General features: G+C 60.6%; 18 protein-coding genes and 1 other RNA gene. 3 read left to right on the top strand and 16 right to left on the bottom strand.

Annotation, left to right across the window (positions count from 1 at the left end):
• Nucleotides 1-97: 97 nt before the first annotated feature.
• The 3 genes from HDF15_RS08085 to HDF15_RS08095 form a co-directional block, all read right to left on the bottom strand.
• Nucleotides 98-1,633: an amino acid permease gene (locus HDF15_RS08085; protein ID WP_409254873.1), complete on the bottom strand. Its 1,536-nt coding sequence runs from the start codon at nucleotides 1,631-1,633 to the stop codon at nucleotides 98-100.
• Between the two features lie 147 nt (nucleotides 1,634-1,780).
• Nucleotides 1,781-1,936 carry a hypothetical protein gene (locus tag HDF15_RS08090; protein WP_014263649.1) on the bottom strand — a complete coding sequence of 52 codons (156 nt, stop codon included), beginning with the start codon at nucleotides 1,934-1,936 and terminating at the stop codon, nucleotides 1,781-1,783.
• Nucleotides 1,937-2,009: 73 nt separating this feature from the next.
• The gene (locus HDF15_RS08095) at nucleotides 2,010-4,829 is read right to left on the bottom strand and encodes an ATP-dependent helicase (RefSeq protein WP_409254869.1); all 2,820 of its coding nucleotides are present in this window, start codon (nucleotides 4,827-4,829) and stop codon (nucleotides 2,010-2,012) included.
• A gap of 338 nt (nucleotides 4,830-5,167) precedes the next feature.
• Between HDF15_RS08095 and HDF15_RS08100 the strand changes: the two genes are divergently transcribed.
• Nucleotides 5,168-5,506 carry a hypothetical protein gene (locus tag HDF15_RS08100; RefSeq protein WP_184254475.1) on the top strand — a complete coding sequence of 113 codons (339 nt, stop codon included), beginning with the start codon at nucleotides 5,168-5,170 and terminating at the stop codon, nucleotides 5,504-5,506.
• 111 nt (nucleotides 5,507-5,617) lie between these two features.
• Here the strand turns inward: HDF15_RS08100 and HDF15_RS08105 are convergent, their stop codons facing one another.
• Nucleotides 5,618-6,274 carry a ribonuclease T2 family protein gene (locus HDF15_RS08105; RefSeq protein ID WP_184254477.1) on the bottom strand — a complete coding sequence of 219 codons (657 nt, stop codon included), beginning with the start codon at nucleotides 6,272-6,274 and terminating at the stop codon, nucleotides 5,618-5,620.
• A gap of 71 nt (nucleotides 6,275-6,345) precedes the next feature.
• Here HDF15_RS08105 and HDF15_RS08110 point away from each other — a divergent pair, with 71 nt between their 5' ends.
• Together HDF15_RS08110 and HDF15_RS08115 are read left to right on the top strand one after the other, a co-directional pair.
• Entirely contained in the window at nucleotides 6,346-6,900 is a 555-nt protein-coding gene (locus tag HDF15_RS08110) for a TIGR00730 family Rossman fold protein (protein WP_184254479.1), read from the top strand.
• 199 nt (nucleotides 6,901-7,099) lie between these two features.
• Complete coding sequence (locus tag HDF15_RS08115; protein WP_184254481.1) at nucleotides 7,100-7,972, top strand: alpha/beta fold hydrolase; 873 nt, start codon at nucleotides 7,100-7,102, stop codon at nucleotides 7,970-7,972.
• 192 nt (nucleotides 7,973-8,164) lie between these two features.
• Here the strand turns inward: HDF15_RS08115 and HDF15_RS08120 are convergent, their stop codons facing one another.
• The 12 genes from HDF15_RS08120 to HDF15_RS08175 form a co-directional block, all read right to left on the bottom strand.
• A complete protein-coding gene (locus HDF15_RS08120) occupies nucleotides 8,165-9,280 on the bottom strand; it encodes a VWA domain-containing protein (protein ID WP_260330932.1) in 1,116 nt (371 codons plus the stop codon).
• 13 nt (nucleotides 9,281-9,293) lie between these two features.
• Nucleotides 9,294-10,634, bottom strand: coding sequence for an RluA family pseudouridine synthase (locus HDF15_RS08125; RefSeq protein ID WP_184254485.1), 1,341 nt, complete (start codon nucleotides 10,632-10,634; stop codon nucleotides 9,294-9,296).
• A 183-nt stretch (nucleotides 10,635-10,817) separates the two neighbouring features.
• The gene (locus HDF15_RS08130) at nucleotides 10,818-11,636 is read right to left on the bottom strand and encodes a prolipoprotein diacylglyceryl transferase family protein (protein ID WP_184254487.1); all 819 of its coding nucleotides are present in this window, start codon (nucleotides 11,634-11,636) and stop codon (nucleotides 10,818-10,820) included.
• 63 nt (nucleotides 11,637-11,699) lie between these two features.
• Nucleotides 11,700-11,886: non-coding RNA, 6S RNA (gene ssrS / locus HDF15_RS08135), on the bottom strand.
• Between the two features lie 101 nt (nucleotides 11,887-11,987).
• Nucleotides 11,988-12,221, bottom strand: a complete 234-nt coding sequence (locus HDF15_RS08140) for a hypothetical protein (protein ID WP_184254489.1) — start codon at nucleotides 12,219-12,221, stop codon at nucleotides 11,988-11,990.
• A 107-nt stretch (nucleotides 12,222-12,328) separates the two neighbouring features.
• On the bottom strand, nucleotides 12,329-13,393 hold the full coding sequence (locus tag HDF15_RS08145; RefSeq protein WP_184254491.1) for a TlpA disulfide reductase family protein: 1,065 nt from the start codon (nucleotides 13,391-13,393) through the stop codon (nucleotides 12,329-12,331).
• 492 nt (nucleotides 13,394-13,885) lie between these two features.
• Nucleotides 13,886-14,251 carry a cell division protein ZapA gene (locus HDF15_RS08150; RefSeq protein ID WP_184254493.1) on the bottom strand — a complete coding sequence of 122 codons (366 nt, stop codon included), beginning with the start codon at nucleotides 14,249-14,251 and terminating at the stop codon, nucleotides 13,886-13,888.
• Between the two features lie 31 nt (nucleotides 14,252-14,282).
• Nucleotides 14,283-14,549: a hypothetical protein gene (locus tag HDF15_RS08155; RefSeq protein WP_014263637.1), complete on the bottom strand. Its 267-nt coding sequence runs from the start codon at nucleotides 14,547-14,549 to the stop codon at nucleotides 14,283-14,285.
• Nucleotides 14,550-14,741: 192 nt separating this feature from the next.
• Nucleotides 14,742-16,862 (bottom strand): phenylalanine--tRNA ligase subunit beta, encoded by a 2,121-nt coding sequence (pheT, locus tag HDF15_RS08160; RefSeq protein ID WP_184254495.1) that lies wholly within the window; start codon nucleotides 16,860-16,862, stop codon nucleotides 14,742-14,744.
• A gap of 34 nt (nucleotides 16,863-16,896) precedes the next feature.
• Nucleotides 16,897-17,235, bottom strand: coding sequence for a four helix bundle protein (locus tag HDF15_RS08165; protein ID WP_409254870.1), 339 nt, complete (start codon nucleotides 17,233-17,235; stop codon nucleotides 16,897-16,899).
• A gap of 80 nt (nucleotides 17,236-17,315) precedes the next feature.
• Nucleotides 17,316-18,419: a phenylalanine--tRNA ligase subunit alpha gene (pheS, locus tag HDF15_RS08170; protein ID WP_184254499.1), complete on the bottom strand. Its 1,104-nt coding sequence runs from the start codon at nucleotides 18,417-18,419 to the stop codon at nucleotides 17,316-17,318.
• 461 nt (nucleotides 18,420-18,880) lie between these two features.
• Nucleotides 18,881-20,395 (bottom strand): UbiA family prenyltransferase, encoded by a 1,515-nt coding sequence (locus tag HDF15_RS08175; RefSeq protein WP_311733060.1) that lies wholly within the window; start codon nucleotides 20,393-20,395, stop codon nucleotides 18,881-18,883.
• Nucleotides 20,396-20,468 lie beyond the last annotated feature (73 nt).

Here is a 20,468-nt window from a genome sequence, read left to right on the forward strand (position 1 = left end):
AAGAACGGGAGACAGCAGGTTCCTCGCTCCGCTCGGAATGACAACCAAAAAAGCAAAAGCATGCCTTCGGTCGAGATGACAATGTTTGGGTGGTTTATTAGCCCTTGTAGAACTCACTGCGCTTGCGGCTATAGAAGAAGTAAACCACCAGCCCAATCACCAGCCAGATAAAAAAGCGCTCCCAGGTCCGAACAGGCAGCCCTGCCATCAGCAGCACACAGAAGATCACGCTCAGCACCGGGAAGATCGGGCCGCCGGGGACGCGGAAGCCGCGACGCCGTTCAGGCTGTTTGTGGCGCAGTACCAGCACTCCAATCGATACCAGCACAAACGCGAACAGTGTGCCGATGTTCGAGAGCTCGGCCAGCGTGCCCACATCGAATAACCCTGCAGGGATCGCGACGAGGATGCCCGCGAACCACGTCGCAAAGGCCGGAGTACGGAACTTGGGATGCAGCTTTGAAAAGATGTCCGGCAGCAGACGGTCGCGCGACATCGCAAACCACACGCGCGCCTGGCCAAGCTGGAAGACCAGGATCGAGCTGACCATGCCGATGATCGCGCCCAGCAGGACAATGAGGCGCGTCCAGTGCAGCAGGGGGCTGCCGGTCTGGAGCGTCAGCCGTTTGAGCGCGTTGACCACCGGCGCGGCATCGCCGATGACGGTCTGCCACGGCACAATGCCCGTCAACACCAGGGCCACGCCAATGTAGAGGATCGTGCAGACGATCAGTGTCGCGATGATACCGATCGGCACATCGCGCTGCGGATTGCAGCACTCTTCGCTGGCTGTCGAGACGGAGTCAAAGCCGATGTACGTGAAGAAGATGATGCTTCCGCCCGCGAGCACGCCGCTCCAGCCGTTCGGCGAGAAGGGGACGTAGTTTGCAGGGTGGATGAAGTGCAGGCCCACGAAGATGAACACGAGGATCGCGACCATCTTTACCAACACCATGATGTTGTTGGTGCGGGCCGATTCACGGATGCCGCGCACCAGGATCATCGTCAGCAGGATGACGATCAGGAACGCCGGAATGTTGAAGCCGAAGTGCCAGCCGGGCGCGTAGATGTCCTTGCCCGCGAGGTCCTGCAGGCCCAGCGGAAGATAGGCCGGCGAGAGCCATTTAGGGCTCAGTCGAAAGCCCAGCCAGTCGAGCAGGTCGACAAAGTGCGCGGCAAAGCCCACCGATACGCTCATGTTCGAGAACGCATATTCGAGGATCAGGTCCCAGCCGATGATCCAGGCGATCAGTTCGCCGAGCGTCGCGTAGGTATAGGTGTAGGCCGAACCGGCGATGGGGATCATGCTCGCCAGCTCCGCGTAGCAGAGACCGGTGAAGCAACAGACGATCGCCACCAGAACCAGCGAGAGAGCGAGGGCCGGACCTGCGCCGGGGCGTCCGGCGATGTGCCCGTGGTGCAGAACCAGGTCGATGACCGGAGATTCTTTCCAGTTGGCCAGCGCCGCAGGATTGCCGCCAATGGCCGTGCCGATGACCGTGAAGATACCCGAACCAATGACCGCGCCGACCCCCAGCGCCGTAAGCGAGATGGGGCCAAGCGTCTTCTTGAGCGCGCTCCCAGGGAGCTCCGACTCGCGAATCAGCTTGTCGATGGACTTCGTGGCGAAGATTTGGCGGGCCAGGTGCTCGTTCCTCGTCGGCAGGAAATTATGAACGTAGTGTGATTTTATGCGGAACAGGACAGGTGCGCGGAATTTCCGCAAGAGAAACGGCGGGCAGAGCCGAAGCTCCGTCCGCCGTGATTGATTTCTCTGCCGTTAGCGCTTGGAGGCGCCGCGTGCTGCCTTCTTGACCTTGGCCTTGTTCTCGCCGCGTGCTCCGGTACGTGGGGCCTTGGGAGCGGCTTTCTTGCGAGCGGTGCGCTTTACGGCCTTGCGCTCTTCTTTGTTGGTGATGGACTTGGTGTTTGCCATGAATTGTCTTCTTCTCTCTGAACTTTCTGGAATCTTTGCCGGCGCGGGCGCTCGATACAGGAGGTCCTGTTTTTTACAATCGCTCGAGCTGGGCGAACTTCTCGACCAGCTTTTTCATACCGTGGCTACTAAATTGTACTGTAAGCTTGGCATCTTCCCCATCGCCTTCGCGGGCAAAGATGACACCCTCCCCATACTTGGGGTGGCGTACGCGGGCTCCTTTGCCCATTCCGGTGCGTCCAACGGGGGCATCGGACCCGGGTTTGGGGCGTAATCCGAACTGTAATCCACTCGGTTTAAAGCCCGCTCCACCCTTGCCGAAGAAGGCTGCGGTGTTGTCCAGCGGGCCACTGCCGGTGCCTCGTTTTGCGCCGCCAAAGCGTTCGGAGGCATAGGATTTTGCCGACGAACCGCCGCGTCCGCCCGACTGATCTTCATCTTCGTAGCTGTAGTGCTGCTCGCCGCCAAAATCGTCGTCCCCTGCCCCAAAGCGTTTACCACGCTGGGGATAGGGCGTTGCATAGGCCCCGCCATAGGCCGCCGGAGAGAGGTCTTCGACCAGCTTCGAGGGCACTTCTTCCAGGAAGCGCGAAGGCATCGAGGCTTCCGGAGAGTCGTTGCCGTAGCGGCGGCGATAGCGTGCCCGCGTCATGACGAGCGTGTCCATCGCGCGGGTCATGCCCACGTAGCAGAGCCGGCGCTCCTCTTCCATCTGCGTCGGGTCGACGACCGAACGCGAGTGCGGAAAGAGCCCCTCCTCCATGCCTGTGAGAAAAACCAGCGGAAACTCCAGGCCCTTGGCCGCATGCAGCGTCATCAGCGTCACGCGAGCCTCGGCGGAGTACTGGTCGGCGTCCGACACCAGCGCGGCGTGGTCCAGGAACTCTGCCAGCGTCTCGCCGCGAGATGTTGCATCCTGCGCAGCGTTGGCGAGTTCCTTCAGGTTCTCGATGCGCGAGAAGCTCTCGGGAGTGGCCTCGTCTTCGAGGGCGCGGATGTAGCCTGAACGCTCGTTGAGGAACTTGATGAGCTCGGGCAGTGTGGCCGGATCGCCAAGCTTGCGGAAGGGCGCGGGTGCATCCTCGGCCTGCGGGGCCTCGGCATTCTGCTGGCGCAGACGTTCCTTGATGGTGTCGCTCGCGGAGAGCTTGAGCGGGACCGGTGCAAACGGATTGAAGTCGGCAGCGTTCTCCGGCGCAACTGTGCTGATCTCTTCGCTGGGACCAAAGTCGAAGTCGAAGTTGAAGCTCGTATCGAAGCTGGTGTTTGCGTCGTTGGCTGCGACAGTGGGCGGAGTTTCCTCTTCAGAAGCAAAGCCGAAGTCGAAGTTGGTATCGCTGTCAGCAGACGCGGTTGCGGCTGGATCGAAGCTCGTGTCTTCCTCCAGTTGCGCGGCATCTGTCGCGAGCTCTGAGCCTGCGGCATCTGCGGTGAGAGCTGCAGCAAAGTCCGGGCCGAGCATCGCCCTGGCGTCTTCAATCAGCTTGCGGAAGCTATTGAGAGCCGTCAGCGCTCGTGCCGGCAAAAACTTCTCTTCGGAGGCTCGCGCGATGGCATCCCAACTGCTCATGCCCACCGTCAGCGCCATGCGCTCGAGCGTGTCCATCGTGGTCTTGCCGATGCCGCGCGGCGGCGAGTTCACCACACGCCCCAGAGCCACCGAGTCGTGAGGATTCTGCACCAGCTTCAGGTAGCTGAGGATGTCCTTTACTTCAGAGCGGTCATAGAAGCTGAAGCCTCCGACCATGTGGTACTGAATCTGGTAGCGGCGCAACGCCTCTTCCACCAGTCGCGACTGCGAGTTGGTGCGATACAGCACCGCGCAGCGAGGCTGCTCTTCGCTCTCTCCGGCTTCTTTGAGGTACTTTTTGATGCGGTCGGCGATGAACAGCGCTTCGTTCTCGCCGTCGGGGGCCTCGTAGTAGCCGATCATCGAGCCGCCCTCGCGGGCCGTCCAGAGATTCTTACCCTTGCGCTGCGTGTTCTGTGCAACAACCGCGCTCGCGCCTTCGAGGATGACCTGGGTAGAGCGATAGTTCTGCTCCAGCCGGATGGTCCGGACGTCAGGAAAATCTTTTTCGAACTCGAGGATGTTGCGAATGTCCGCGCCACGCCATGAGTAGATCGACTGGTCTTCATCACCGACGACACACACGTTGCCGTGGCGGCCGAGCAGCTTCATCAGCTCATACTGCGGGCGGTTGGTGTCCTGGTACTCGTCGATCAGCAGGTACTTGTACTTGCGGTTGTAGCGCTCGCGCACCTCGCTCGACGACTTGAGCAGACGCACTGTTTCAAGCAGCAGATCGTCGAAGTCGAGAGCGTTGGCCTTGGCGAGTTCCTTCTTGTAGATCTCGAAGATGTGCGCAATCTTCTCCTCCATCGGATTGGTGGAGGCCAGGAAGTACTCCTGCGGGTCGATCATGTGGTTCTTGGCCCAGGAGATGCGGCCCAGCGCTACGCGCGGCTTCAGGGACTTGTCGTCGATGCCGAGGCGTTTGAGCGCCTGCTTCACCACGGCCTGCTGATCGTTCTCGTCATAGATGGCGAAGGAGCGCGTAAGGCCAACGTTGCCCACGCGCAGCGCTTCGATGTCGCGGCGCAGCACGCGCACGCAGAAGCTGTGGAACGTTGCGAGGGTCGGTGAGGCCAGCGTGGAGTGGCCGAGAATCTTCTCGACGCGCTCGGCCATCTCTTTGGCGGCCTTGTTGGTGAAGGTGACGGCAAGAATGCTGTCGGGCGCGGCTCCGCGCTCCTTGATTAAGTAGGCAATGCGGTGAGTGATAACCCTCGTCTTACCCGAACCTGCGCCTGCGAGCAGCAGTACCGGGCCATCGACCGAGGTGATCCCTTCGCGCTGTTGCGGATTCATATTGGCGAGAAGATCGGACACAATCTCTATTTTATCTGGCTGGGAGTTTGAGTTTTGCAGGGGGGTACCGGATTGTCGCTCAAATCAAGACCATCTATCGAGTCGTTTCGTTGAAGGCACAGCTTTAAGGTCTCTCCCTTTAGGGATTCGTTAGGCTGCAATATTTTATTTCGCACAAAAGCGGAATATTTTCCGTTACCAAACGTTATTTGTTAGGGACGAGGGACAGCATCGCAAAAGATGATCTTTTATCTGAAAAACCCGGAACCATTCCTGGAACCGCTGCGTACTGACCTTTGCGACCGGTTCCCTGAACAAGAGAATGCGGTCCAATCTCAAAGTGTTTTGAAGGAGCAGTTATGAATCGTCGTTCTGTATTTGGAGTTATGTTGATGGCGGCCTCGCTGGTATCCGCGCAGGCTGTGTATGCCGCACCCACTGCAATTCACACGCCCGTGAACGCGATCTTCGCGAAGGTCAAGCTCGTGAAGTTCACGCTGCGCAACGATACCGCCGCCCCGCTGAAGCTGAAGGCTGGCGACAATGAGATGACCCTGATGCCCGGCAAGACCCTGGATTTGAAGCTCGCGTCAGGCCAGCAGATCGTTGCCGTCGAAGCCTCGGCCAGCTATGCTGCCGGTGCTGTGATCACCACGGTCTCGGACCAGTTGGACGGTTCCACGCTCGCCCTTCGCTAGACTGAGCCTTGCGGTACTGTCTCATCCTGTCGCTGCAAGAGCGTGCGCCGTTTGGCGCCGCTCTTCGAGGGGCCGGGAGCCTGTCTACTCTCGTGTTTTAGCTCCCGGCGGTTATTGCGCTGTAGCTCCCGGCGGCGTGATCTTGACTGAGTTTGCATGACAGGTGCGAAGCCCCTGGCACACAATCGGCTTCAGGTCTTTACTGAAGCAGGCTTCGATAGCCGTCAGATGATTACGCCCACAGCTTAATAGAATGCTGCCTTGCGGATACGCGGGGTTGGCGCCATAAAACAATCCAAGAATCTTGTCGGGCGTCATGCTGATCTCCTGATCGACATGGACAAACTCGGCCGGAATCTTCAACGAGTGATAAGCCTCGCGTTCCATCGCGAAGAAACGCTGCGGGCCAACGGCAGAACAGGTGCCGTGCTTGGCCCACTCGTGATCGAGCAGCGAGGGGTCGGGCGTAAGGTCGAGATTCTCCGACGGCTTTGCGGGCCCGTGCTCTTCGCTGCAGAAGACGGGATAGCTGCCGTCATTGTTCTGCGCCCACAGGCCGTGCAGAATGAAGCCGGGCTTCGCCGCACACTGCGGGGAAACGCCCTGTATCGAGCAGAACTCGGGCGACCATGAGAGGTTCATGAGATAGAAGTCGAACTTGCCCGGCTCGCCTTTGTTCTGCGCTGCGGCGCTGGTTGCGGCCAGCAGAGCGGCGAAGGAGAACAGCATCACAACACAAGACGAAAAACGAGAGAAGCAGGTACGCATCGTCTGACTCCAGTCTCGCCGCAGGGCGAGAAGGCCATGATACTCGACGGCAAAAACGGTATTCTGTCTCGATGACGGAGTCTGTTTCGAAGAAAAATATTGCGGTATTCTGTGCGGCGGCTGAAGGCGCGCGGCCCGAGTATCGTGCGGTTGCGGAAGAACTGGGCCGGGCGCTGGCAGCGCACAATCTGGGGTTGATCTATGGCGGAGCCAAGGTCGGCCTGATGGGCGCGGTCGCCGATGCCACGCTGGCTGCGGGAGGCCACGTGATTGGCGTGATCCCGCATGTCCTGGTTGATCTCGAGGTTGCGCATGAAGGCATCTCGGAGCTGCACGTCGTCGACACCATGCACACCCGCAAGGCGCTCATGGGCGAGAAGGCGAGTGCCTTCCTCGTGCTGCCGGGCGGCTTCGGCACATTTGAAGAGCTGTTCGAAGTGCTTGCCTGGCAGACGCTGAAGCTGCACGAGAAGCCTATCGTTCTGCTGAACGTCGCGGGCTTCTATGACACGATGCTGCAGTTTCTCGATGTGTGCGAGCGCGAAGGCATGCTACGGGGCAATCTCAAGAGGTTGCTGGTGGCTACGACGGTGGATGAGGCGCTGGCGCTGACCGGGCTTGTCTAATACGGCACGTGTATAAGCCCCGCAGGGGTGACGCCATACCAACCCAGGACGTAGCCCTGAGTTGGTATGGCGTCTATTGAACGACCTCCAGCTTTAACATGAATCCTGACAAGTTAGCTTCTCGTGTAGTGACCTCATAGACTCCGGCCACCAAAGTGGCTGACACTCTGCAATGTAAAGTGTTCTTAGAGCTACTCCGATGAAAACCAAAGTGATCCTCCTTCTCCTCAGCCTCTCCCTTCCCTTGGTCACCAGGGCGCAGGTGCCACCGCAGACAAGTTATCTTCCCAATGCCGCCGCCAGCGGTACGTTTACCCATGACGGCGTTCGCCTCTATTACGAGATCTATGGTGCTGGCGAACCGCTTCTCCTCGTCCATGGCAACGGCGGCAGCATCGCCGACTTTAAAGCGCAGATCGCCTTCTTCCGCACCCGGTACAAGGTCATCGCGATGGACAGCCGCGATCAGGGACGCTCTACCGATAGTCCCGGCCCCATCAACTACGAAAAGATGACCTCTGATCTCGTCGCCCTTCTTGACTACCTGCACATCGGTCCCGTCAACGTTCTCGGCTGGAGCGATGGCGCTATTGAGGCTCTCGAACTCGGAATGAACTACCCGGCGAAGGTGAAGATGATCGCGGCCATGGCCGCAAACCTCGACCCGGACGGAGCTGTTCCCGAGATCGTAGCCCTGGTCAAACAGTCCATCGCCTCAACACCCGCCTCTGTAAAGGCGACCGCCAAGGGCAAACGGGAGCTTAAGCTCGACCAGATGCTCCTTAATGAACCACATATCCCTGCTGCCTCGCTTGAAAAGATCACCGCGCCGACCCTCATCCTCGCCAGCGATCACGACGTCATCCGCGATGAGCACACTCTGGACATCTACCATCACATCCCTAACAGCCAGCTGGTCATCTTTCCCAATGCGACTCACCTCGTGCCATACGACGATCCGGCTCTCTTCAACGCCACGGTAGATCGCTTCTTTACCACTCCATTCGTCAAGAAGGACCGCATTCAGGACACCATGAAGTCCGTCCAGGCTATGCGGGTCTCCGAACGCTAAGGCAACAAAAGCAGGGGGGTAGAACAGGTAGCCGTGCCCTCTGGCGTTGCCCCGCAAAATATCGGTGGTGTGCCGACAGACAGCAGATTCCCTGCGGGAATGACAACAAGAAAAGCAACGGCAAGAAAAACAGCAAGAAAACGAAAAGGCTGAGCTCCGAAGGGGCTCAGCCTTTTTGCAGGTGCCGCGGCACTACTCGTGCGGAGAGAAGTAGCCCTTCTTCGCACGGACTCCGTAGCGCGGGTCGAGCGAATGCAGGTAGATGGTGCGGAACGAACCGTCGCGTTTGAAGTCCGCCGGCTCATAGACCAGCAGATACTGGCTGCGCAGCTCTTCTTCGATGTTGCGGAAGCCAATTGCCACATCGTCGATGCGCTGGGGATAGAACGTCTGTCCCCCGGTGGCGTCGGAGATCTGCTGCAGCACATCATCGCCCTTGTCCCGGCTCGGGCCGACGTTGGTGCTGATGGTGTAGACGATCGTCTCCGCACGCTGGCACATCTTGATCGCTTCGGTCTCGAGCACGCGACTGTAATCGTCATCGCCGTCCGACACCAGCACAATCGCCTTGCGCACTTCGGAGTCCTGTTGCAGCGTCAGCATCTGGTCCTTGCAGGTCCGGTAGAGCGAATCGAAGAGTGCCGTGCCGCCACCTGGCCGGAGCCGGCGGATGCCGGTGTCCAGCATGTCGATGCGGTTGGTGAAGTCCTGTGCCACGTTGATCTGCACGTCAAAGCCTTCGACGAAGGCGCGATCAGCCGGATGCAGCACCTGCAGCAGGAAGTCGGTCGCTGCCTGCTGCTCGAACTCAAAGCGCTGGCGGATCGAGCTGCTGGTGTCGAGCATGATGCCGACGCGCAGGGGAAGGTTCGTCTGCTGCGTGAAACGAAGCACATGCTGCGGCGGTCTGCCATCGTCGAGCAGGCCGAAGTTCTGCTGCTGCAGGTTGGCGACGAAGTGGCCGTCTTTGCCCATCACCGTGAAGATCAGATCGACTTCGTTGACGCCCCTGTGGAGGGTGAACGTGGTGCCGTCCTGAGGGTCCTGATCGGCGCGCGGCTGCAGAACCGGCGTGGAGCTCTGCGGGGCAGCCGTGGAACCTGTAGGGCTTGTGGAATTTGGCTGTGCGGGCGATGCAGACTGCGGAGCCGTCGCTGGCGGCGTGGTCGCCGGCTGTTGAGGCGCCGTGGAAGGCGTGACGGGGGGAGCCGCGGGCGGCGGGGTGGTCGTCTGTGAGATTGCGGCCTGCGGACCTGTGACGCACGCCAGGGCAAGAAGGACCCAGCGAGCTCTGCTGCTTATGTTCATGCCAACCATCGTATCAACTCGCGCCTCTTACACGCTCTAATACCTGCACCAGTTCCTCGGGAAGTGCCGCATCCAGGGCCAGCTTCTCCCCCGTGCGAGGGTGGACGAACTCCAGTTCGGCCGCGTGGAGGAAGTTACGCTCCAGGCCGAATCCTTCGACTTCGGCCTGCGGGCCCCCAATCGGGTTGATCCGGTGCGGCGCTCCATAAAGGAAATCGCCGACGACCGGATGTCCGATGGCCTGCATATGAACGCGAATCTGGTGCGTACGGCCAGTCTCGATGCGCACCTCGACCAGGCTGAACTTGCCGTAGGGTCCGGAGATCTTCTCCAGCACACGCCAGTGCGAGACCGCGCTGCGTCCGCCCGTGCGCCGCGTCGTCATGCGAATGCGGCGGACGAGGTCACGGCTGATCGGCAACTGGATCGTGCCCGAGTCCTGCGCTCCGGTGGCGGGTGCGATCCATCCATGCACCAGCGTCAGGTATACCTTGCGCAGCCGCCGCTCGCTGAACATCTCGCTGAGCTTGCGGTGCGTCGAATCGTTCTTGGCGACGACGATCAACCCGCTGGTCTGCTTGTCCAGACGATGCACGATGCCCGGCCGCAGATCTCCGCTGACCTGCGACAGTGACTTGCCCATGTGGAACAGCAGCGCATTGACCAGCGTTCCGCGATTGCGCTCGGAATCGCCCGCACCCGCATGGACCATCATGCCCGCGGCCTTATCGACCACGGCCAGGTCGTCGTCTTCGTAGACGATGGTCAGCGGAATATCTTCCGGCTGGGCGTGCAACGGCTCGGGGCGCGGCTCGCCTTCGATCTCGATCATCTCGCCGCCCTTGAGCTTCTGCTTGCCCTTGCCGGGATTGCCGTCGACGGTCACCTGGCCTTTTTCGATCAGCAGCACCACGCGGGCGCGGCTGATGTCGGGAATGGCCTTCGCCAGATAGGCGTCGAGGCGCATGTCCCTGGCTGCGGACTCGACGGTGAAGCTGCGCACACCATCCTCAGCCTCCAGGTCGTCGAGCACCTGGATCTCGGGGGCTTCGTCCTCGAACACATAGGGTGCGGGATAGCGCCGGGGAGACTGCTCTTCCTGCGGATGCTTGCCTCCGCTCGGCCCGCTCGTCACCAGCCCGGGTACGTTGGCAAAGGGAGAAGTGTGCAGGGGGGACGAACTGGGCAAGTTGAAGTCAGCCGTATCGTACGTCTCGCGCACGATCTCCTCGTCGAGTTCACCGGCGGCGCGCAGGGCGGCCTCGCGCTCCTGGGACAGGGTGCGTTGTGCTCGGTACTCGTGTTTTACAGTGCGCCGTCTCTGCCCCTTGGGCAGCATGTTCTTCGATGGCATGGAGGCCAACTCCTTCTGTTGTGTCCCTGCTTCCAGGTGAGCTTCTAAACGAAGCCACTGGATGTTTCAGGGCCAACGGCCCGGCTCATACCAGCCTGGGGCAACGCCCCAGGAAGAACGGCCGGGAAGATCTGTAAGGGCTGAAAGCCCGACTCATCGATTGTTTCACCGATATTGGAACCTTTAGCCTTCGGACGTTGTGGCGATCCGCGATTCAGCAGCTAGAACGAACTTCTCTTGCAATGCAGGCGATTTCACCGTGAAGATCATTGCGCCCAAAACGATCGCCCCCAGCGCAATCCACTGTCCCGGATCGAGCCAACCGTCTCCAAGACTTTCCACCGGCTGCGTCAGCATATCGAGCAAAAACGCGATAGCCCCGCCTACGAGAAGACCGATGCCGGCAACTTTACCCGCGTAACGCCTGCGCGACAACACTCTCAGCAGCACCACGCACAACACCAGTGCTATGGCCATTGCATAAAGCTGCACCGGATGCACGTGCCCCAGCACGGTATCGCCCGGCGTGATGACGCCCCAGGGCAGCCGGGTCGGCATTCCGGCCTCCGTGCCTTCGACGAAGTGTCCCAGGCTGAGCACCGCCGCCAGCAGCGCGGCGCAGGGAGCCCACGCGTCCAGCACATCGCCTAGCGGCAGACTCTTCCAGCGCAGATAGCCCAGGACCAGCACTCCCGTCAGCATCATGCCGCCGTAGGTCAGAGAAGGCAGCGCCAATACCAGCAGCGGATACTTCAGGAACGCGTGCGGGTCCATCGCCACCAGCAGGGCTCGCGAGGCGATAAACGACGCGACGATCCCGAAGAGGCCCGCGTCCCACAGCTTTTCCGCAGGAATTCCTACCCGCCGGGCGGTGCGCTGGCTCAAGGCCAGGGCCGCGACCAGCCCTGCCGCGGCAAAGAGACCATAGACCGGCAGGTGCAGCCGCCCGAGACGCAGAAATCCCGGCACGAACATCGCCGTCGCATGGAGCAGAAAATTCATCACTCTTGAGGATACGCGCCCACAACGGTCGATTGGCGTTAGGAGGGCTGGAAGTAAAGCAAAGACCGACCCACGGGGCCGTACATCGAAGCGCAGGTGAACCCGTCTAAGACGGTGGGACCCGGCCGTGGCTCTTTAGGCTTTCCGGACTGGCGGACCTAGCACACCGAGCCATGTATACGAGCTGGACCCCTGTTCAATGATTATTGGTTCAACCTGCGTTGTTCGTGTACCTGCTTTGCAGGCCGGTCTCTCTGATGGATGCTAAAGGTCGGCGCGGCAATGTGCAACTGCGCCGGCCGGTTGATTTTTATCGTTATTTATGAAGGAAGGCGTGTTTCAAACTTCGTTTCAGGCTTGGCGGCGTTTTGTTTTGAAGGGGCGGGGCTTCAGCCCCGCCGTTGAAACAACATCTAAAGCGGCTTCAGCCGCAGAGGGAACGATGTCTATCCATTCAACAACTCTGTCCTTTGAAATAGCTTCGGTCGGCAGATTGAAGCCTGCCTTCTTCAAACACAGAGAGACCATCGCAGGTGTCAGCAAGACTCTCGCATGCGGGAGAGCGCACGCTTGCTCCGGAATCATTCCCTCCGTGGCTAAAGCCACTGCACTTGGAGGGTTCTAACGGCGGGGCTGAAGCCCCGCCCCTTCAAAGCCCAGACCTTCAAAATCAAAGACCTGAGATCTAACGCCTACTCGGCCGCCGGCTTTGGAAGCAGCGTACGCGCGTCCGCGGGCACGGCTGGAGCCGTCGCCAGCAGCTTGCGCACGGTGCCCCGCAGATCGCCCTCAATGCCCACAGCACGCTCTCGCACGATACCGTCGCCGTCGAAGATTACGTACGTGGGATAGCCGCTCACATGAAACAGCGACCGCAGCTCTTTGCTGTCGTCGCGCGTCTGCACGCCATGCAGGCGTTCGTCTTCCACGTAATGCTTCCATGCCGCTTCGCTCTCGTCCACGTTTACCTCCAGCAGCACAAAGCGGCCGTCGTCGAAGGAGTCGAGCATCGACTGGATGTAATCGGAGTCGCGTTTGCAGTAGGTGCACCACGTCGCCCAGAAGTCCACCAGGACGACCTTGCCCGCGAGCGAGTCGAGCGATACGGTCTTGCCGTCCATCGTCTTCGCTTCAAAGGCCGGGACAGGCTCGCCGCGGGCCAGCGATACGTCCTTCGCAAAGCGCTGGGCACGGGCGCACTCTTCCGGGCTGGTGCCGCTGGCGGCAGCGCAGGCCGTGAACTCGCGGCTTGCCTCTTCGTCGTGCTTCATCTCGGCCAGCACATGACCGTGCAGCATGCGCACGACCTCGTCGCCTGGATCGTCCGTCTCTCCCTGCTTCAATGCCGCTTCGGCCTGCTTCAAGGAGTTCGCCGCGTGTTTGGGATCTTTGTCGATTGCGCCCTCGCCCTCGGTCTGGGCAAAGTACAGCCGGAACCAGGCCAGACCTTCGCGAAACTCCGCTTCAGCCTTCGCCTTCGTATCCGGCGACTGCGCTGCGAGCTGCGCGGCTGTGCCCGCCGAATCCTTGTACAGCTCCATGTTCATCTGCACCCGTGCCAGCGCATCCAGGCACGGCAGGCAATGCCCTCCGGAGGCCTTCAAGGCAGTGTGATAGCTATCCATGGCAGCAGAGAGCTGCTTGCCCTGCTCGTACTTTCCGCCGTCGGCAAAGGATTTCTGCGCGGCATCCGGCACCTGCGCGGAGATCGTTCCAACCGCAAACGACAAGACAAGACCTTGCAACATCCGATTCATCACACACTCTCCGTGTGCGAGCATCATCCCGCGTTGGAACGCGGTTCGCAAGAACCTTTTTTGAATATCTGCGGAATAGGTGAGTGGCGAAGGATAAAGCTTGCAAAGGTTCAGCGTCAGAGGCCCGATTCATACCAGCCTGAAGCAATTTCTTTTGTCTTATTTCTCTATCGCCAGGGTGTGTCATCCCCATTGCGCATAGCGCGTTCCGTGACGCTTCAGCGTCACGGAGACGGAGGGAGCCGTAGCCTTTAGGCTACGGAATAAAGCCAGGCAAGAATTGGGCTTTAGCCCCGGGCCTTTTGTCCGCAGTCGAAAGAAGGCCCGGGCCTAAAGGCCAATTCTCGATTAGCCCTGAATTCAGGGGCCTAAAGGCCCCTGCTCCCTCCGTACCGCGACGCTAAAGCGTCACGGTTGGCGCTACGCGCTGTTGCGAGCTACTCCGCTCAGGATGACGATTCTGGGGTGATACGGGAGAGCGCAAAACCTGCTTTAGCCGGCCTTGCGCTCGGTCAGCACTTCATCCAGCATGCCCATCAGCGATCCCGCGCGGGTTCGCGTTGAGCTCTGCGCCTGGTTCAGGCTGCTGTTCAGGGTGTCGAACCGCGCGCGTAAGGCCACCAGTTCATCCGCGATGTTCAGCGCTGCCAGCACGGCCACGCGCAACGAATCGACCGTCGCGCCATGGGCGGAGACAGCGCGCATCTTGGCGTCGACGATTCCTGCAAGCTTCTCGATGTAAGCAGGGTCGGTGCCCCGCAGTTGATAGACCTGGTCGTAGATTTCAACCACGACCGCGCCTGCAGCCTGCGCCGCCAGCTCGGACCGTGAAACCTCCGCCGCACTTCTTTGTTGCATCTCCGCCAACGCTACTCCTAGCCCTTAGTTCCTAAAGAAGTTCATCCATCTGTGCGAGCATCTTCTCCACGCGCAGCTTCACAGCCTCACGCTCGCGATTCAGGCTCTCTACCTCTGCCTGCGCGCCGCTGGCAGTAGCCAGCTTTTCGCGGAGTGAAGCTGCCTCGGTACGCGCTGCGTCACGTTCGGATTCGGCAACAGCGCGAGCTTCGCGCTCTTTTTTGATGAGCTCGACGGTCTGCAGTACCTTCTGTTCCAGCGCCTGGAACTCGTCCACGCTGATGGTCGATGAACTCATCTTTTCCGTTGCCTCCGAACTTACAGTAAATCAGGTCGAAGTATAGCGATTTGCGTAGTGGATTTGAGGCATGGAATTTGAAGGGGAACCTTTTTGAATCCTCCCTGCGCCCGGCAAGGCGTCTGGGAGGAGGTAAAAGTGAGAAGTCACAAGTGGTAAGTGGCAAGGGAGCACTTACCACTTGCCACTGCACTATGCGCGTTGTACTCCGCCCAAACCAACCAGCGCGCTCACCGTCTTCTCCGACCAGCCCCCAAGATCTTCCTCGGTCAGCGTGCGTTCGTTCGACTGGAATACCACTCGCACCAGGGCCGAGTAGTGTCCGGCGGCAACCGCCTTGCCCTTGGCGTCTCGGAAGATCTCAACCGGCGCGGTGCGCTGCGTCTCGGAGATGCCCAGACCGCGCAAGGCTTCCGCAATCTGCTCCCAGCGCACGGCATCCGGGAAGACAAACGAGAAGTCCCGCTCGACAGCCTGGTAGCGCGAAATCTCCCGCGAGACCGGCTGGCGCAGCGTACGGAGCAACAGGAGTTCCGCTCGGACCTCGGCAAATACGCAGGTCTGACGCAGCTTGCGGCGCTGCGACTCAGCCGTGCTCAGTTCTCCGAAGACCGCGACGACTTCGCCCTCCAGCAGAGCTCGCGCTCCGCGGCCCGGCTCGATCCATGCCGGAAGCGATTCGGCGTCGAACCGAACAGATCCTGCAAACTTCGCGAGCAGACGCTCGAGGGCGCCCTTCATCTCGTAGAACAACGCATCCTGCGCGCTGTACAAAGAAGTGGCAACAGCCGCTCCGGTCGCACCCAGCGCGAGTCCTGTGTGTTCCTTCACTTCGGCGGTCGAGCCGGTAAAGACCGTGCCCATCTCGAACAAGCGCACGTCCGTTACGTCGCGATGCAGGTTGTGAGCCAGCATCGTCGCCATGCCCGGCACCAGCGACGGCCGCAGCATTCCGGCCTCTTCGCTGAGCGGATTGCCCATGGCCACCGCACCGGTCTTCGCGTCCCCGAACGTCGTGGCCTCTTCAGCGGAGGTGAACGTGCTGGAGATCGCCTCGCTGAAGCCCAGCGAGCGCAGGGTCTCGCGAATTGTCCGCTCCTGCTCCGCGTGCGGCTGTTCGACGACCGTACCGGCAAACGCGGGCAGCGTATCGGCGAATTTGTTGTAGCCGTAGACGCGCGCCACCTCTTCGATGAGGTCGATCTCGCGTTCGAGGTCGAGCCGCCAGCTCGGCAGTTGAACGCCGTACTCGCCTGCGACCGCACCCGTCGGCGTAAGCACGCAGCCCAAGGCTCCGAGGTATTGCTCGACGACGTTTTCACTTAGCCCCGAGGTGTTCTCACCACCGCTCCACGCCGCATCTTCGAGCGTCGTGCCCAGGTGCCGCTGCACCTCGCTGACGCGAAGCACAATCGGAGCGCGCTCGGCGGTCTTTGCCTGCAGCTCCGGGACGATCACATCCACAAGCGGGCCAACGACCTCGCCGCCTGCCTGCTCGACGACCAGGCGTGTAACCAGATGGTTTCCTAACGGCGCAGCATTGAAGTCCGCTCCGCGCTCAAAGCGATGGCTCGCGTCGGTATGAAGTCCATGGCGGCGCGAACTCGCGCGAATCGTCGCCGGATCGAACCAGGCAGCCTCGACGAGGATGTTCTTCGTGGTCTCGGTTACGCGCGAGTCCCATCCACCCATCACACCTGCCAGTCCCAGCGCCTTCTTTTCGTCGGCAACCACGAGATCATCCGTCACCAGCGTGCGCTCGGTGCCGTCGAGCAGCCGCAGCTTCTCGCCAGCCTTCGCACGGCGGACGACGATGCCGCCCTCAAGGGTGTCGAGATCGAACACGTGCGTGGGCTGTCCCATGGCGAGCCAGCCGAAGTTCGTCACATCGACCGGTGCGGAGATCGGCTTCTGTCCCAGCGCGGCGAAATACTCGGCGACCAGACCCTTTGCAGGGCCAACCGTAACACCACGAATCACCCGAGCGGTAAAGCGTCCGCACAGGTCGCGGGCTTCGATACGCACCGGGAAGCCTTCACCGGCAACAGCTTCAACGACCGGAGCAGCAATGCTTTCGCTCAAAGGAACAAACGGCACGTCATAGATCGCTGCGGCCTCGCGAGCGACACCGTAGTGATTCATCGCATCGACACGATTGGTCGTGATGTCCATCTCGTAGCGCGCACCGCCGCACGAGGCTTCGAACTCACCTTCAACCGCAATACCGCGTAGCGTAAGGTCTTCGGCGAGTTGCCGATCATCAACCGGAAGCTCGGGAAGATACGACCGCAACCACTTCGTCAGGATATTCATAAATAGCGAGTCAGCGAGTCAGCAAGTCAGCAAGTCAGCTGTTTGCGGCTGCGCCGTTTTCTTCCTCCAGTGTTTTCAGTAGCCCGTTGATAATGCGTGCCACTTCATTGCAGTCTGCAAGCAGGGCGGCGGCCACTTCCCGAACACAAAATTTCAAATCGATTGCGAGTTCCAACTGTGTCTCTAATTCAAACAAGGACCCACGCGCCTGCGCGAGGAAGAGTCGAAAACTGCGATCTGTCAAACGCCCGTGGCCTTCCGCGATATTACTTGGCACTGAGACAGCAGCTCGTCTCATCTGAGAGATGAGGCCGTATCGTTCAGAGTCCGGAAACACTGCGGTCAGCGTATAGACCTTCTTCGCGAGGGTCATAGCCTTCTGCCAGGTAATCAAGTCTCTGAAGTGCCGTGTCCTTCGCTGACTTGCTGACTCGCTGACTCGCTGACTCGCTCTCAAGCGAACTGCTCCAAAAAGCGCATGTCTCCGGAGTACAGGAGACCGATGTCTGAGATGCCGTACTTCATCATGGCGATACGATCGACGCCCATGCCAAAGGCGAAGCCGCTGATGCGGCGCGTGTCATAGACCGGATCGCGGCCCAGTTCGATGCGCCGCTGGTTCACCGCCTCGAACACCGCAGGGTCGACCATGCCGCAGCCCAGCAGCTCGATCCAGCCGGAGTGCTTGCACTTGCGGCAGCCCTTGCCGCCGCAGAAGATGCACGAGATCTGCACGTCCGCGCTGGGTTCGGTGAACGGAAAGAACGACGGGAAGAAGCGCGTCTTGACCGCGGAGCCGAAGAAGGCCTTCATCGCGTGATCGAGCGTGCCCTTCAGGTCGCTGAAGGTGATGTTCGTATCCACGCACAGACCTTCGACCTGGTGGAAGACCGGCGAGTGCGTGGCGTCAGCGGCATCGTTGCGATGCACCTTGCCGGGAATGACCAGCCGCAGCGGCGGAGCCTGCTCCAGCATGGAGCGGATCTGTACCGGGGAGGTGTGCGTGCGCATCAGCAGACGCTCGCGCAGCGGTTTGCCCTCCTGCTCGGCGACGACCAGCGTGTCCTGTGTGTCGCGGGCCGGATGGTTCGGCGGAAAGTTCAGGCTCTCGAAGTTGTAGAAGTCGCTCTCGACCTCCGGCCCCAGGCCCACGGAGTAGCCCATGCGCTGGAAGACGCTGACAATCTCGGCCATCGTCCTGACCAGCGGATGCTCGACCCCGAGGCGCTGTGCACTGCCGGGCAGAGTGACGTCCAGCCCCGCTGCCGTCGGCTTTGGGTCCAACTTGAGAATAGCGAATGTAAGAGAGCCTTCGATCTGCTCCTTGAGCGCGTTGAAGCGCTGGCCGATGAGCTTCTTCGCCTCGGGTGGCGCGGCTTTGAGCCAGGCATCCGAGATCGCCTTCAGGTGACCCTGCTTGCGGCCGAGCCATTCCAGACGGAACTGCTCGGCGTCGAAGCCGGGAGCGGCTACCGTGGCGTCAGCTTCGCTGCGAACGGCGGCGAAGGCGGCATCCAGAGATGCCTCAGTGAAATCTGTAAGTTGCGGAATATTCAACGGTTTTCCTTACGTCGAACTCTCATTCTAAACCGGCTCTAGGGCGTGCCATCAAAATTGCCGTTCGAGATAAAGATTGAGCCGTGCAAATCGCTTCTTGTGACTAGTTCCGGAAGGGCCCGGCTTCAGCCGGGCCGTAAGAATTGGGCATCGTCTTATTTCGATTCTGCCTAAGGCCGGAGCGAAGGCGAAGCCGGAGCGACTGAATTGCCTTCCTCATTAGCCGCCAAGAAGGTACAGGAATCACCAAGTATCCCGAGGCTGGGGCGGCTTGTTTCGCCACGACGAAAGAAAGCAATTCAGGTCGTTGCGGCTGCGCCTCCACTCCGGCCTTCGGCAGAAAGGTAGGCTCCTACGGAGCAGCCCTTGCGGCCTGGCTGAAGCCAGGCCCTTCCGGTTCGTGCTTCAACAAACTACTTGCACCGTTCGATTTCACGCCGAGGTCAGCGGGATGACACACCTTACAGTGCCCACCAGATGACGGCGGCCATCAGCACGCCCAGCAGCAGGCTTCTCTTGTCCGTAATCGCAAAAACCACGGGATCGTCGTGCATTTCGCCGCGGCTGGCGAGCATCCATACCTGGCTCAGCCAAAGCAGCAACACCGGAACCACCAGCCAGAGACGGATGGGATGGTTGTAGAGCAGCTTGCTCTCAGGATTGTTGATATATAGCGTCATGACGACAACCGCCGCATACGCCGCACCGGTTCCCAGGGCACGCAACTGCTCCAGATCACTGACGAAGTAGCCTCGCCCGTTGGGAACCATCTTCCCGCTGGCCTGCAGGCCTTCCAGTTCGCTGAAGCGCTTGACGAAGGCCAGCGACAGGAAGAAGAAGACACTGAATCCCGCCAACCAAGCCGAGACCGGAACTCCGGTCGCGCCGCTTCCGGCAAGAATGCGAATCGTATACAGCCCGCTCAGCACGAAGACGTCCCAGAGCAGCTTGCGCTTCAGATACAGGGAGTACGTCAGGGTCGTTGCCGTATAAAGAATCAGCCAACCCAGAAACCTGTAGGGCTGGGCCAACGCGTAAGGCCCGGGAGCCGCAGACACGATAAAAGGCAAGGCAATCGCCAGCGCCAGCCCTGCCGTCAGCATCAGCACGACCATCGCGGCGCCCGAGATCGCCGACAGATCGCCGGCCGCAAAGGGGCGACGGCGTTTGCGAGGATGCTTCCTGTCGGCCTCTATATCCAACAAATCATTGATGATGTATGTCGCCGAAGCACATAGGCCGAAGCTCAGGAAAGCGGTAACGGCCCCGGCGAAGGTGCTCGCGAAGTTATCCGCGTTCCAGGCGTGCGCCAGCAGCAGGGGGACGAAGATTAAGGTGTTCTTGGCCCACTGGTGCAACCGTATGGCCTTCAGCCAGCTCTTGAACCTGGGCGTGCGGTCATCAAAGACTGCCACAGGAACGGTTCCCGCTCGCCGCATCGCGGAGACCAGGGCGCTGTCCGGGTTGGCTACCATCGGCGACTCACAGGCCGCCAGCACCTCGGCGTCGGGCCGGGCGTTGCCGATGTAGCAAAAATGGCTGGCGAAGCTGTCACGAAACGCCGCCAGCTTGTTGCCGCCAGCGAGATTGGTCGCGCCGTCCGAAGCCAGGACGCCCCGGAAGATCCCGAGATGCGCTGCGACGCGATCGGCCAGGGCACGGTCGGCCGCCGTAGCCAGATAGAGCTCACGGCCTTCAGCCGCCTGCTGACGAAGCCACTCCAAGAGAGGAAGGTTGTAGGGCAGATGCTCGACATCCAGCTCCACCGCCGAGGTCACCTGCCGCTTGAAGGCGGCTTTTCCCTGGGCGATCCAGCCAGGAATACGCCATAGATCCTGAGGGCGCTGGCGCGCAATGGCCAGCACCGAGTCGACGAGCGTGTCGGACCTGACCAGCGTGCCGTCCAGATCGACGCACACCGGCAACCCGGCGGACAGAACCGGGGGCGTATCCCTGTTGCCTCCCTGATTCGTCACTTCTTCGCCACGCTCCCTGTCTTGAGGCATTGCCGCAGCCCGATTATCGATTTCCTGCAATTTCGCGTTGGAA

Origin of the sequence: Granulicella mallensis, assembly GCF_014203225.1 — a bacterium.
In the GTDB taxonomy this organism is placed as follows: domain Bacteria; phylum Acidobacteriota; class Terriglobia; order Terriglobales; family Acidobacteriaceae; genus Granulicella; species Granulicella mallensis_A.